General features: G+C 68.2%; 13 protein-coding genes. 4 read left to right on the plus strand and 9 right to left on the minus strand.

Annotated features, from left to right (window positions below; translation table 11 throughout):
- The first annotated feature begins 73 nt into the window (after positions 1-73).
- Both ACIA8C_RS14690 and ACIA8C_RS14695 read left to right on the plus strand, forming a co-directional pair.
- Positions 74-499: a MarR family winged helix-turn-helix transcriptional regulator gene (locus ACIA8C_RS14690; RefSeq protein ID WP_397134681.1), complete on the plus strand. Its 426-nt coding sequence runs from the start codon at positions 74-76 to the stop codon at positions 497-499.
- Positions 500-670: 171 nt separating this feature from the next.
- The gene (locus ACIA8C_RS14695; protein ID WP_397134683.1) at positions 671-1,420 is read left to right on the plus strand and encodes a hypothetical protein; all 750 of its coding nucleotides are present in this window, start codon (positions 671-673) and stop codon (positions 1,418-1,420) included.
- Between the two features lie 9 nt (positions 1,421-1,429).
- Here ACIA8C_RS14695 and ACIA8C_RS14700 read toward each other — a convergent pair whose 3' ends face one another.
- From ACIA8C_RS14700 to ACIA8C_RS14730, 7 genes are all read right to left on the minus strand, one after another.
- The gene (locus ACIA8C_RS14700) at positions 1,430-2,563 is read right to left on the minus strand and encodes a mandelate racemase/muconate lactonizing enzyme family protein (protein ID WP_397134685.1); all 1,134 of its coding nucleotides are present in this window, start codon (positions 2,561-2,563) and stop codon (positions 1,430-1,432) included.
- Positions 2,560-3,939 carry an aldehyde dehydrogenase family protein gene (locus ACIA8C_RS14705; RefSeq protein ID WP_397134687.1) on the minus strand — a complete coding sequence of 460 codons (1,380 nt, stop codon included), beginning with the start codon at positions 3,937-3,939 and terminating at the stop codon, positions 2,560-2,562. The genes ACIA8C_RS14700 and ACIA8C_RS14705 overlap by 4 nt, the downstream gene beginning before the upstream one ends.
- A complete protein-coding gene (locus ACIA8C_RS14710) occupies positions 3,936-4,526 on the minus strand; it encodes a thiamine pyrophosphate-dependent enzyme (RefSeq protein ID WP_397134689.1) in 591 nt (196 codons plus the stop codon). Before ACIA8C_RS14710 ends, ACIA8C_RS14705 begins: the two co-directional genes overlap by 4 nt.
- A 2-nt stretch (positions 4,527-4,528) precedes the next feature.
- On the minus strand, positions 4,529-5,071 hold the full coding sequence (locus ACIA8C_RS14715; protein WP_397134691.1) for a thiamine pyrophosphate-binding protein: 543 nt from the start codon (positions 5,069-5,071) through the stop codon (positions 4,529-4,531).
- Positions 5,072-5,198: 127 nt separating this feature from the next.
- Entirely contained in the window at positions 5,199-5,918 is a 720-nt protein-coding gene (locus ACIA8C_RS14720) for a GntR family transcriptional regulator (RefSeq protein WP_397134693.1), read from the minus strand.
- A 78-nt stretch (positions 5,919-5,996) separates the two neighbouring features.
- Entirely contained in the window at positions 5,997-7,295 is a 1,299-nt protein-coding gene (locus tag ACIA8C_RS14725) for an MFS transporter (RefSeq protein ID WP_397134695.1), read from the minus strand.
- A gap of 324 nt (positions 7,296-7,619) precedes the next feature.
- Positions 7,620-8,471: a bifunctional 5,10-methylenetetrahydrofolate dehydrogenase/5,10-methenyltetrahydrofolate cyclohydrolase gene (locus tag ACIA8C_RS14730; RefSeq protein ID WP_397134697.1), complete on the minus strand. Its 852-nt coding sequence runs from the start codon at positions 8,469-8,471 to the stop codon at positions 7,620-7,622.
- Between the two features lie 240 nt (positions 8,472-8,711).
- Between ACIA8C_RS14730 and ACIA8C_RS14735 the strand changes: the two genes are divergently transcribed.
- Both ACIA8C_RS14735 and ACIA8C_RS14740 read left to right on the plus strand, forming a co-directional pair.
- Positions 8,712-9,581 carry a YdcF family protein gene (locus tag ACIA8C_RS14735; RefSeq protein WP_397134699.1) on the plus strand — a complete coding sequence of 290 codons (870 nt, stop codon included), beginning with the start codon at positions 8,712-8,714 and terminating at the stop codon, positions 9,579-9,581.
- 108 nt (positions 9,582-9,689) lie between these two features.
- Positions 9,690-10,487: a putative protein N(5)-glutamine methyltransferase gene (locus ACIA8C_RS14740; protein WP_397134701.1), complete on the plus strand. Its 798-nt coding sequence runs from the start codon at positions 9,690-9,692 to the stop codon at positions 10,485-10,487.
- Between the two features lie 3 nt (positions 10,488-10,490).
- On the opposite strand, the gene ACIA8C_RS14745 is transcribed toward ACIA8C_RS14740, so the two are convergent.
- Together ACIA8C_RS14745 and ACIA8C_RS14750 are read right to left on the minus strand one after the other, a co-directional pair.
- Complete coding sequence (locus tag ACIA8C_RS14745; protein WP_397134703.1) at positions 10,491-11,321, minus strand: SDR family oxidoreductase; 831 nt, start codon at positions 11,319-11,321, stop codon at positions 10,491-10,493.
- A gap of 27 nt (positions 11,322-11,348) precedes the next feature.
- A complete protein-coding gene (locus ACIA8C_RS14750; protein ID WP_397134705.1) occupies positions 11,349-12,920 on the minus strand; it encodes a succinic semialdehyde dehydrogenase in 1,572 nt (523 codons plus the stop codon).
- Positions 12,921-12,978: the final 58 nt, after the last annotated feature.

Consider the following 12,978-nt stretch of genomic DNA (forward strand, 5'->3'; position numbering starts at 1 on the left):
TCCAGGGACACTACGAGATGAAACTGAGCATGGCTCATAATTGTTCCCGAAACAATGAGTTATGCTCAGAAACATGGAGTCCGCCGACACCGACCTGCCCGAACTGTTCCTGCGCGCGGCCAAAAGGATCCGGCGCAACCAGGTTGGCCGGCTCGCCCCGCTCGGCCTCACCCCCGCCCAGGCGCGCGCGCTGCGGATCATCGCGCACCAGGACGAACCGCTGCGCATGACCGAGCTGGCCGAACGCCTCGGCATCGTGCCACGCTCGGCGACCACGGTAGTCGACGCCCTCGCCGCCGCGGACCTGGTCACCCGCGCGCCCGACCCGGCCAACCGCCGCGCCACCCTGGTCACGCTGTCCGAATCCGGCCGCGCCACCCTTACCCGGATGGCCGAGGCCCGCCGCGAGGCCGCCGAGGAACTCTTCGCCACCCTCACCGTCGGCCAACGCGAAACCCTGCGCGAGTTGCTGGCCACCCTCGATTCCGCTACGGCCTAGCACAATCCGGACTTACCGACCGGTATCCCCCCGGCGTGCACCACTGCCAGCAAACGAGCAGTATTCTGCCTGCAGCGACAGCGGCGTCAGCTGGACATACGCGTCCGCGCGTTGCTGCATTTCCGGAACGGTGCGGATAACCTGGCGATATGACCTGACGAAGGCGGGGCGATGGATCGACCGGAGATGGGCGCACAGCCCGGATACGACTATGGGCGGGGGCCGCAAATGATGAATCGTGGTGTGCCGGAACGGCAGTACGCGCCGGATGACCGATACCAGGGCGAGTACGCCGACTGGGTGGGCAGGCCGGAGCACGAGCCGGAGCCGGACTACGAACCGGACTATTTCGAGGACGAGTTCAGCGGTCTCATCGACCGGTCCAAGCGGAACCGGTCGGCCCGCCGCTGGGCGGTGCCGCTGCTCGGGGTACTCGGCGTCGCCGCCGTGGCCGCCGCCGCGTTCCTGTTCTTCGGCAACGACCCGCAGCCGCCCCCGGCCGCGAACAACCCCGGCCGGATCGGTGATCCCGCCGCCTCCTCGGGCGCGCAATGCACCGCCGAGCGGGTCGGCAACCGGATCAAGGGCAACGACGCCGGCGGCTTCGACTCCGGCCCCGGCGCGATCTTCGCCTTCCAGCACGCGTATTACGTCGCGCGATCCGGCGAAGAGGCCCGCGCCGCGACCACCCCCGACGCGTCGGTGGAACCGGCGGACGCCATCCAACGGGGCATCGACGCCGTGCCCGCGGGCACTACGTACTGCGTCGCGATCACCCCTGGCGCGTTCGCGGGGCAGTACATGGTCGTCGTCACCGAGAACCGCCCGGGACGCACGCCGGTCACCTATAACCCGCAGCTCGTCACCACGACCAAGGACGAAGGGCGCACCCTCATCAGCGCCATCAGTCCCGGCCAATAGCCCTGGTGCTCAGGCGAATTCGTACTTCGCGACGACGTCCTCGTCGAGTTCGATGCCGAGCCCGGGACGCTGCGGCACGAACACCTGGTTCGACCCGTACCGCAGCCGCGTCTCCGGAGTGAGCAGCTGCTCGAAGTTGTAGATGCCCTTCTCCAGCGCGAAATACTCGACGACCAGCGTGTTGCTGATCGCACCGCACAGGTGGACGTGCAGGTTGTGATGCCAGTGCGGCGCCATCTGCAGACCGAAGGCGTCGGCGGCATGCGCGACCCGCAGCCACTCGGTGACGCCGCCGACCACGCCCGCGTCGGCTTGCAGCACCGAGGCGGCACCCGAGTCGATGAGTTGCCGGAATTCCCACCGGGTCTGGTGAATCTCGCCGGTGGCGACCGGCGTGCGGATCTGCCCGGCGAGTTCACCGTGCCCGGCGATCGCGTCCGGCGAGAGCGGCTCCTCGAACCACCACAGGTCCCGATCGCCCGCCGCGCGCTCGAAAGCTTCGATGGCCCTGCGTGCTTCGTGGACGGAGCGGTAGGCGTTGTTGGCGTCGAGCGCGAGCCTGCCGGTGTCGCCGATCGTCTCGATCGCGGCCGCGACCCGGCGCGCGTCCTCGGCCACGCTCAGGCCGCCGACCTTGATCTTGTGATCGGTAAAGCCTTGACCCACATTGAATTCGATCTCCTTGCGGACGGCCCGGGTCCACTCGCCCTCGTCCGGCCGGTAGTAGCCGCCGGACGCGTAGGAGGGCTGCGGGGCGGTCGACCCGCCGAGCAGGCTGACCAGGGGTAGCCCGGCCCGTTTCGCGCGCAGGTCCCATAGCGCGATGTCGATCGCCGAAAGGGCCCGGAGTACGGCACCGCGACGACCAGCGAGCAACGCCTCCTGGTACGCGAGGCTCCACAGTCCGTGCACGTCGTTGTGGTCGGCGCCGAGGTAGACCGGCGCGAGCACGTCGTCGACCGCGCACTTGGTCAGGGTGCCGCCGCTGGTTCCGGCATAGGTGTAGCCGAGCCCGGTCGCGCCGCTGTCGTCGGCGACCTCGACCAAGACATAATGCCGATCGGTCAAGTCGCGGTTGGACATTCGGGTCGGCTTGTCGACCGGGATGCCGACGACGCGGGCTGAGATTCGGGTGATGGTCATCGACTGCTCCTCGCGAATGGGGCGGTGCGTACCGCCTGGATGTTGGCGAATTCGGTGGCGCCGTAGGTGCTCAACTCCCGGCCGTGCCCGCTGGCCTTGACCCCGCCGACGGGCAGGCGCGGATCGGATTCGGAGATCCGGTTGACGAACACCGATCCGGCCGCGATATTGGCCGCGACCTGCTCGATCCGGCCGAGGTCACGACCCCAGATCGAGCAGCTGAGCCCGTAGGCGGAGGCATTGGCGGCGGTCAGTGCCGCGGCCGCGGATCCGACCGGCAGCACCGCGCCGAGCGGACCGAACGTTTCCTCTTGAAACGCAACGGAATAGGTGTCGGGCACCGCGACGATGGTCGGCGTGAACCAGGCGCCGGGGCCGGAATCGGCTGCGCCGCCAACCAATACCTCGGCCCCGGCGTTCACCGTCGCGTACAGCTGCCTGCGCAGTTCGTCGCGCAGGTCGGCGCGGGCCATCGGGCCGATATCGGTGCCGGGCAGGGCCGGATCGCCGACCACAAGCTTGCCGAGCTCGGCCACCATCGCCTCGGTGAACTCGGGAAAGATGTTCCGCTCGACGATGATTCGCTTCGCGGCGATACAGCTCTGCCCGGCGTTGAGGAACCGGGAGCGCACGGCCGCGGCCGCCGCGTCGGCAACGTCGGCGTCGGACAGCACGATGAACGGGTCGGAGCCGCCGAGTTCCAGCACCACCTTCTTGACCGCCCGGCCCGCCCGCGCGCCGACGATGGCACCGACGCGATTACTGCCGGTGAACGCCACCGCGGCGATGCGCGGATCATCGATGAGCGGACCGATCCGATCCGGCGGCAGCAGCACGCTGGTCAGCACGCCGGTGCCGCACACCTCGTCGAACAGCCGCTGCACGGCCAGCGCGCAACCGGTGACATTGTCGGCGTGCTTGAGCAGCACCGTGTTGCCGATCGCGACCGCGGGCAGCATCGACCGGAAGACCTGCCAGAACGGGTAATTCCACGGCATGATCGCCAGAATCACGCCGAGCGGCCTGGTTCGGATCTGCCCGGCGTCGGGGAACACGTCGACCGCTTGTGGCGCAACGAGATCGGCGCCGCGGTCGGCGTAGTAGTCACAGGTGAGCGCGCACTTCTCGAGCTCGGCGACGGCCTGGCCGATCGGCTTGCCCATCTCGGTGGTGATCAACGACGCCAGCGACTGCGAGTCGGCGCGCAGCCGGGCGGCCAGCAGGCGCAGCCGATCGGCGCGGTCGGCGACCGGCTCGTCGAGGGCACGGCGCGCGGCGGCGACAGCCCGGTTCAGCAGTGCGGACAACTGGTGGTCGGGGGTGAAAGAGTATGTCTCGATGGGGCTTCCGTCGACGGGATTGATCGTCGTGATCATCGGCCCGCCCGCACCGTCGTACGCGACGACAGCCAGTCCTGGAAGCGCCTGCCGAGGATCACCGGGTTCTGCAGTAGCTTCGGCACGTCGGTGGCATTGCCCACCGCGATGCGCACGTGCAGGAACACCGGGCCCGGCAGGGTCAGCGACTCGGTCAACCGCTCCGCCAGCTCCTCCGGATCGGCCGCGCGGCGCACGGTCCACCCCGCCGCTGATGCCAACTCCCCCAGGTCGATTCGCGAACCGTAGGTGGGCAGGTTGGCCGTCGCGCCGTACACGCCGTTGTCCAGCAGCACCATCACCAGCTTCGACGGCCGGAGAAAGCCCGCTGTGGCAAGCACATTCGGGTTCATCAGCAGCGATCCGTCGCCCTCGATCGCGACCACCTTCGGCACCTCGGTATCGGCGATGCCAAGCGCGACCCCGGTGGCCACGGAACCCGCAAGCCCCATCGCGTCGAGCAGGTACAGATGATTCGGACGATCCGCCACCGCCGCCAGCTCTCTGCTGGAGGCGGCACAGGTAACCACTACCGGCAGCTCACTCGTCTGGGCAGCGATAATCCGCAGTGCGTCAATGCGTTTCACGATCAGGCCGCCTTACCGTCGGTGGCCCAGAAGTGCGCGAGCACCACCACGGGCCGAAAAGTCATCCTGGCGTGTACCCCTGCCTCGGTGACCACCGCTGCCCAGTCCTCGGGGCTGCTGCGCCGGTCGAGCTGGAAGGACTGGATCCCGAATTGGTCGAGCATGCGCGGCACGTGCTGGCTGAATGTGTGGATCATCGAGTTGTACTCGCCGAGCCCGCCGCGAGTGTTCGCCACGATCAGCATCGGCAGGTGGTAGGCCATGTTGAACGTGGTCAGCGCGGTCAACGCGTTGCCGAAACCGTTGTCCTGCATGACGATCGCGCCGAGCTTGCCGGTCAGTGGCAGCGCGCCGAGCAACCCGGCCGCCTCCTCTTCCCTGGAGAGCGGGAAGACCCGCTCCGAGATGCCCGCCGCGCCACCGCTGCTGTCCACTAAAGCCGTGATGACGGGTGCCACGCTGACCGATGGCACGTACCCGACCAGATCGACCTCCGCCGCCCAGATGCCGCTGGCGACGGACGTCGCATACGAGTTGGAATTCACCGAATGTCCCTTCGCCGGACCGGGCTGCCGAATCGCAGCCCACTTGGTGTCTGCAACATACTACTCATGGCGAGTAGCATGCAACACTTGAGAATGAGTGACACCAATCCAGCGTCGAACAGGACTGTCAGTAGGTGACTTGGTCGCCCTCGGGCACGGACACCGAGACCCAGCGCCGCCATTCCGCGACCAGGCCGCGGTTGTCGTCGCTGCTGTGCGCGACGAGCAGATCGCCGGAGCGCACCAGATGCTTGCGCATCGCGCGCTCGGCACCGACACCATCGCGCTTGCGCAGCGCCTCGATGATGTCCCAGTGGTCTTTCAGCGCGGTGTCGACCGGCTGATAGCGCGGCACACTGTGCCTGCCGTCCAGTGCCAGCGTCTGCCGCAGCTCATTGACGAATTTGGCCAGTCGCCGGTTGCCGCTGGCCTGCAGGATCAGTTCGTGCAGCCGCTCGTCGGCCGCGAAGTACTCGGCGCCGCCGTCGGCCGTGCGCTCCATGATCCGGTATTCGGCCAGCATGGCTTCGTCGTCGCGGCTGGTCAGCACCGCGACGGCACTGCGGCAGGCGGGCGGCTCCAGCAGCACCCGCAGGCTGCACAGGTCGACGATGCCGCGCCCGTCCTGCCCGAGCACCCGCGCACCGCGATTGCGTTCGATCTTGACCAGGCCCAGATCGGCCAGCTTCAGCAGCGCCTCACGCACCGGCGTGCGCGAGGCGCCGAACAGCTCACCCAGCTCGCGGGAGGAGTAGAGGATGCCGCGCTCGAGCCGCCCTTGCCGGATCGCGTCCCGGATGTCGGCAGCGATCTGCTCGGACTTGCTGTCTACCGCGTCCTGCGACAAGGCACCTCTTCATGAAGCGAGAGCAATGGGAAATCGCCCGTGGCACACCGACCTCGGGCGATTCCCCAGCATAGCCGCTCAGGTAGCGGGTACCGCCGCGGCGCGACGAGCCCTTGCCCGCACGGCCAAGCCGCCGACCACGATCAGCGCACCGACATTGGCCAAGATCATCACCGCGATGGCGAAACTGGTGTGCCCGCCGGACGCGTCCTTGATCCAGCCGAACGCGTACGGGCTGACGAACCCGGCCGCGTTGCCGAGCGAATTGATCAGCGCGATACCGCTTGCCGCGCCCGCGCCCGCCAGGTAGGCAGTCGGCACCGACCAGAACAGCGGTTTCGCCGTCTGCGCGGCCATCGTGGCGACGGTGATCGCGGTGAACGCGAGCAGCGGCGACCCGAGCGCGAACGCCGTGACGGTGAACGCGACCACCGAGATGGCCAGCGCGATCAACACCGGCCGCGACGAACGGTCGTTACGGACCAGCCGCCCGGTGAGGTACATGCCGATCGCGGCGAGCAGGAACGGTATCGCCGAGAGCCACCCGATCTGGAAGCCGCTCAGCCCGTGGCCGACCTCCTTGACCACCGACGGCATCCAGTAGGCCAGCGGATACGCGCCGCACAGCAGCAGGAAGTAGGCCAGGCACAGGGCAATCACCCGTTTGTCGCGCAGCGCCGCGAGGTGACCGGCCGGTGCTGTCCGCGCGCGTTCGGCATTCTCCGCGTCCAGGGTCTGCTTCAGCCACGCGCGTTCGGTGTCGTTGAGCCACTTCGCCTTTTCCGGTGATTCGGTGAGCGCGAAGAAGAACACCACGCCGAGGATCACCGCGGGCACGCCGCCGACGATGAAGATCCAGCGCCAGCCGTCCAAGCCGAGCGCGCCGTCGAAGGTGTCGAGAATCCATCCGTTGAGCGGACTGCCGAGCACGCTGGCCACCGGGATGGCCACCATCACGGTGGCAATCACCTTGGTGCGCTGGGCATTCGGGTACCACCGTGCGAGATACACGATGATGCCGGGGAAGAAGCCCGCCTCCGCGACGCCGAGCAGAAAGCGCAGCACGTAGACCATCTCGATGTTGGTCGCGAACGCGGTGAGCGCGGCGACGATGCCCCAGGTCACCAGGATCCGGCTGAGCCAGATCCTGGCCCCGACCTTGGTCATGATGATGTTGCTGGGCACCTCGGCCAGCACGTATCCGACGAAGAAGATGCCGGCCACGAACCCGTACTGGGTCGCGCTCATGCCGAACGTCTCCTCCAGGCCGAACTTGGCGAAGCTGACGTTGATCCGGTCGATATAGCTAACGATGTAGCCGATCACCAGCAACGGCACCACCCGGCGGGTGATCTTCCGGATTGCGTTCGCCTGCATAACTTCCCCCTCGGTACGGGGGATCGCACGGTCCATCTTCTTTCCTCCACAGCACAGAGCCACAAGCTGCGATGGCATGCCACCTTGAAAAGTAACATGTCTCACTTGATGAGTGGCATGCTACTCATGCTGTGACCTGACGCACAAGAGTTTCGCAGAGCCGATGAACAGGGATGGCCGAAATGCGCTAGCGAAGGAGCGGCGGTTCGATTGCTGCCGGATGCGGACGGCGAGCAAACGTCAACGGCCGGTCCCGGCTCGCGAAAGCTGGCCAGGACCGGCCGTTGACATGCGTTGATCGCGGGACACCGCCCGCGCGGATCGTCAGCGTGCGGCGTTCTCCGCGGCGATCACGACGTGGCGCATGAGCAGCGCGGTGGTGACCGGACCGATCCCGCCGGGGACCGGGCTCAGCGCCGCGGCCTTGCCGCGCACGGAGTCGGCGTCGACATCGCCGACGATGCTGCCGTCGGCGGCCTCGTTGGTGCCGACATCGACGACCACCGCGCCGTCGCGCACGTGCTTGCCGGTGACCAGGCCGATACGGCCCGCCGCGGCGACAACGATATCCGCGGCCGAGGTGACGGCGGGCAGGTCGGTGGTCCGCGAGTGACAGATGGTGACCGTGGCGTTTTCGGCGAGCAACAGCTGCGCGAGCGGCTTGCCGACCACGTTGGAGCGACCGACGACCGCGACATGCCGACCGGACAACGGGATCTGGTGATGCTTCAGCAACTCGACCACCGCCTCGGAGGTCGCGGCGACGAAGCCGTCCAGACCGGACGCGAGCAGCCCGAGCGACAGCGGGCTCACGCCGTCGACGTCCTTGGGCGCGGCGATCGCGGAGCTGACGTCTTCGAGGGTGATGCCGGCGGGCAGCGGCGTCTGCAGCATGATCCCGTCGGTCGCACTGTCCGCGCTGCGCGCCGCGAGTTCCGCGCGGATCGTGTCCGCACTCGCGTCGGCGCCGAGATCGACGGTGTCACAAGCGATTCCAAGCCGTTCGGCGGCCTTGCGCAGCGAGTTCACGTACCAGGCGCTGGCCGGGTCGTCGTTCGCCACGATCAGGGCCAGGCGCGGCGCGGCGCCCGCCTCGGTACGCGCGGCGGCGCGCTGCTTGGTGTCGGCGTTGATGGCGGCGGCGAGTTCCTTGCCGGTCAGCGAAACGGTATCCACGTTGTCACACCTTATCGGGGACGCGGCGTGCCGTGGTGAGCGCGCCCGAGAACCCTCGCCCGGTTTGTCCCGATGCCCGAAATAAGCCGCAGAATCCCACCGGCAAATACGCGATTTCCAGATCACGCCGCCGTATCGTGATCATGCTTGCCCACGGCTAACTGCCAGCACGTGCCCTACCCGCTCTTTGCCGGTCACCCGGCCATGCCCACAGCATTTCGCGGAAAGGTGTCGACTGTAGTGAAGATATCGAGGCACTGGAAACAGCTGGCCGTGACCTTGTTCGCGGCCACCATCGTCACCGGCCTAGCCGGCGTCCCGGCGCACGCCGGTGCGACCGACGCCCTCTACAACTCCGCCCAGCGCAACTTCACCGACGGCAACGACGTCGCCGGGCGCGCCGATCTCCGCAACCTCATCGGCGCCGATCCCGGCGACGCCGACGCCCTCGCGCTGCAGGCCATCTGGTCGCACTACGCGGGCGACCTGCCCGCACTCGCCGACGCGATGGCCAGGCTCAACGTCGTCGACCCCGGCATGGCCGCGGGCACAACCAACGTGCTCAACGCCATCGGCGCGGCCGTCGGCACCCTGCCGAATCCGCTACCCGCCCTCATCGGCCCGCAGACCGGCATCGTCGTCCTCGGCTACGGCCTGCTGCCCGACGGCGCGCTGCGCCCCGAACTGGTGAACCGGTTGACCGCGGCCTGGCTGCAGTCGATCGCCGCTCCCCTGTCGCCCATCGTGGTGACCGGCGGCAACCCGCAGAACGGGATCACCGAGGCGGACGCGATGGCAGGCTGGCTGATCGGCCACGGCGTGCCGCCGAACCGGATCAATGTCGAGGGTCGCGCCGGGTCGACCGTGCAGAACGCCCTGTTCAGCACCAAGATGCTGCGTGATGTCGGCGCGACGAGCGCGGTGGTGGTCACCTCGCCCAACCACATTCGGCGCGCGGTCGCCGACTTCATCGTGGCGGGCACCCAGGTGGTCGGCGCGACCACCTCGCTCGAACAGCTGGTCTCCCAGCTGCCGCCGCCGGCCAGGCCATCCCAGCGCGGCATCTACCTCGACGCCACCCGCACGTTCGAGTTGGACATCTCGCGCTGAGCTCAGCGCTGTCCCCCGGGATCCGTACGACACACGCGGGTCCCGGGGCGAGGTCTCGGAAAAATTCGGTGGCTCGATCGTGACCACGCACGGGAGGATGTCCGGGTGATGGCAGCTAGTACCGCGGTGGTCGCGGCCTTACGCGCGGCGGGCTGCGTCTTCGCCGAGGACGAGGCTCGGCTGCTCATCGCCGCCGCGGCGACCGACGCGGAGCTCGACGCGCTGGTGGCGCGGCGAGTCTGCGGCACCCCCCTCGAATATCTGCTCGGCTGGGCCGAGTTCCATGGATTGCGGGTCGCGGTGGCGCCGGGCGTTTTCGTGCCACGCCAACGCTCCGCGTTCCTCGTCGAGACGGCGGCCGACTTGGCTCGCGCCCGCAGCCGTCATCTGGTTGTCGTCGATTTGTGTTGCGGCTCAGGCGCATTGGGTCTTGCGCTGGCCACGATGCTAGCCGCCGAGCACACCCCGGTGACCCTGGCCGCCGCCGACATCGACCCGGTCGCTGTGGACTGCGCCCGCCGCAATCTCACCCCGATCGGCGCTCCGGTCTACCAGGGCGATCTCTTCGAGCCACTGCCCGAAGAACTGCACGGCTGCATCGACATCCTGCTCGCCAACACCCCCTACGTCCCGTCCGACAAGATCGCGCAGATGCCGCCGGAGGCCCGCGACCACGAGCCGCGCACCGCCCTCGACGGCGGCCCCGACGGCTTGGACATCTTCCGTCGCGTCGCCGCGGACGCCCGGACCTGGCTCGCTCCCGGCGGTCACCTACTGATCGAATCCAGCGAGGCGCAGGCAGCTTTCGCCCTCGAGGTGCTGGCCGAACACGGACTCGCGGGCCGGGTCGCCGAATCCGACGAGCACTACGCCACGGTCGTCATCGGCACCAGGCCCGCCAGGTAGTCCCTACTTCTTGCGGCCGGTGAATTCGTCCATCGAGTGGTAGACGCCGACCGTATTGAGGAACAGGTCGCGCAGCTTGATGGGCAGGATGCCGGACAACGCCTTGTTGAGGCGCGAGGTCCACGGCAGGATCACCAGCGGGTTGCCGTTCTTCATCGCGCGCCACGAGGTGTCGACCACCTCGTCCTGCTCCAGGATCGGGGTGAACAGGAAACCCTTTGCGCCGTCGAACATTCCGGTGTTGATGTAGGTCGGGCAGACGGTGGTGACCTTGACGTGCTCGTGGCCCGCCTGCTCCAGCTCGATGCGCACCGAGTCCGACCAGCCGAGCGCCGCCCACTTGGAGGCCGCGTAGACGCTCATCCGCGGATTCGACACCAGCCCAGCCGAAGACGCGATGGTCAGCACCCGCGCCTCGGTCGAACCGGCCACCATCGCGGGCAGGAATTCGAGGGTGACGTACATGGGGGCGTGCGCGTTGATCGCCATCGTCTTCTCGATGTCGGCGCGGTTCTCGGTATCCCAGAAGTAGTTGTTGCCACGCACGATGCCGGCGTTGTTGACCAGCACGTCGATGCCGCCGACCTCGGCGCGAACCGACTCCGCCGCCTCGGCGATGGCGTCCGGCGCGGACACGTCGACCACGAAGTGGTGGATGGTGCCGCCGAGCCCGGTGAGCTCGTTGGCGGTCTCCTTCAGCGCGACCTCGTTGATGTCCCACAGCACCACCGCGGCCGCACCCTCGCGCACCGCCCGCTCGGCGAACAGCTTGCCGAGGCCCATCGCGGCACCCGTGACGAGAACCTTCTTGCCCGCAACCGTGTCGAGTTTCATCCGTCTCCCTGTCGATTCCGCGGAAAGTTACTTCTGGCGCAGCGTTTTCATCACGCCGAAATAAAATGTCATGGTCTTGGCCCACAGCTCCTCGGACATGCCGGGCAGCGGCGCGATCGGCAACATCCGCTGCACCGCGATGGTCTGGGTGTCGATGTACTTCAGCAGTCCTTCGGCGCCGTGCCTGCGCCCGGTGCCGGAGATGCCGAGCCCGCCCGACGGCGCGTCGGCGCTGCCCCAGGCCGCGATGAAGCCCTCGTTGACGTTCACCGAACCGGCATTGATCCGCGCCGCGACCTCGCGACCACGGCCGATGTCCTTGGTCCAGACGCTGGCGTTGAGACCGTACGCGGTGTCGTTGGCCTGCTCGACCGCCTCGTCGTCGCTGCCGACGCGGTAGATCGAGACGACCGGGCCGAAGGTCTCCTCGCGGTACACGGTCATGCCGGGCCGCACGCCGCTCAGCACCGTCGGCTCGTAAAAGTACGGACCGAGATCGGGTCGCGCCCGGCCGCCGGCAAGCACCGTGGCACCCTTGGCCACCGCGTCGTCGACATGCGAACGGACCGTGTCCAATTGGCGCGGGAAGGTCAACGAGCCCATGTCGTTGTCGTAGTTCAGCCCGCCGCCGAGCGTGATTCCCTGGACGTGCTCGATGAATTCGGCGACGAACTGGTCATACACCTTGTCGTGCACATAGATTCGCTCCATCGATTCGCACAGCTGGCCCGCCGAGGCGAAGCAGGCGCGAATGGCGATCTTGGCGGCCCTCGGCACGTCGGCGTCGGCGAGCACCACCAAGGGGTTCTTGCCGCCGAGTTCGAGCGAGTAGCCGATGAGCCGCTGCCCCGCCTGCTGCGCGATGGTGCGGCCGGTCGCGCTGGAACCGGTGTAGTCGACGTAGTCCGCGCGCCCGATCACCTCGTGGCCGATCACCGAACCGCGCCCGAGCACCGCCTGCCACAAGCCTTTCGGCAGTCCGGCGCGTTCGGCGGCGTCGATCGCCCAGAGCGCGGTGAGCGCGGTCTGGTTGTCCGGTCGCGCGACCACGGCATTGCCCGCGACCAGGGCGGGCAGCGCGTCGGAGGCGGCCAGCGCCAGGGGATAGTTCCACGGCGAGATCACCGCGACGACGCCCTTCGGCCGGTGCCGCACGTCGACCTGGGTGAGCACCGGCAGCACGCCGCGCGGCTTGCGGGTGGCCAGCAGTTTGGCCGCGACCCGCGCGTAGTACCTGGCATTGACCGCGACATCGCCGACCTCGTCGAAGGCATGCGCGCGCGACTTACCGGTCTCGGTCTGCACGATGTCGAGGATGACGTCCTGCTCGGCCAGCACGATGTCATGGAAGCGGCGCAGCACCGCGGCGCGTTCGCGGATCGGGCGGCGGGCCCACTCCTGCTGCACGCTGCGGGCGGTCGCGAACGCCCGGTCGATATCGGCGACCGAGGACTGCGGCAGGTCGGCGATCTTGCGTCCGGTGGCGGGCGCGAATACCTCGACCGCGGGCGCGCCACCCGCGACCGCCCGGTCGAGCAACGGCTCGACCAGCGACGATGGCAACGCGTCTGCCGCGGTGAGCTGGGAGGCGGTCGTCATGTCGGCCCTCTCGTCGGGATGATCGGAAGCCATCCACCTTTAACTGAACACTAGTGTT

Origin of the sequence: Nocardia sp. NPDC051321, from assembly GCF_044455225.1 — a bacterium.
Taxonomy (GTDB): Bacteria; Actinomycetota; Actinomycetes; order Mycobacteriales; family Mycobacteriaceae; genus Nocardia.

Coding starts and splice junctions, on each gene's coding strand:
- ACIA8C_RS14690 (WP_397134681.1), top strand. CDS start 74: ATGGAGTCCGCCGACACCGACCTGCCCGAACTGTTCCTGCGCGCGGCC.
- ACIA8C_RS14695 (WP_397134683.1), top strand. CDS start 671: ATGGATCGACCGGAGATGGGCGCACAGCCCGGATACGACTATGGGCGG.
- ACIA8C_RS14700 (WP_397134685.1), bottom strand. CDS start 2,563: ATGACCATCACCCGAATCTCAGCCCGCGTCGTCGGCATCCCGGTCGAC.
- ACIA8C_RS14705 (WP_397134687.1), bottom strand. CDS start 3,939: ATGATCACGACGATCAATCCCGTCGACGGAAGCCCCATCGAGACATAC.
- ACIA8C_RS14725 (WP_397134695.1), bottom strand. CDS start 7,295: ATGCAGGCGAACGCAATCCGGAAGATCACCCGCCGGGTGGTGCCGTTG.
- ACIA8C_RS14740 (WP_397134701.1), top strand. CDS start 9,690: ATGGCAGCTAGTACCGCGGTGGTCGCGGCCTTACGCGCGGCGGGCTGC.
- ACIA8C_RS14745 (WP_397134703.1), bottom strand. CDS start 11,321: ATGAAACTCGACACGGTTGCGGGCAAGAAGGTTCTCGTCACGGGTGCC.
- ACIA8C_RS14750 (WP_397134705.1), bottom strand. CDS start 12,920: ATGACGACCGCCTCCCAGCTCACCGCGGCAGACGCGTTGCCATCGTCG.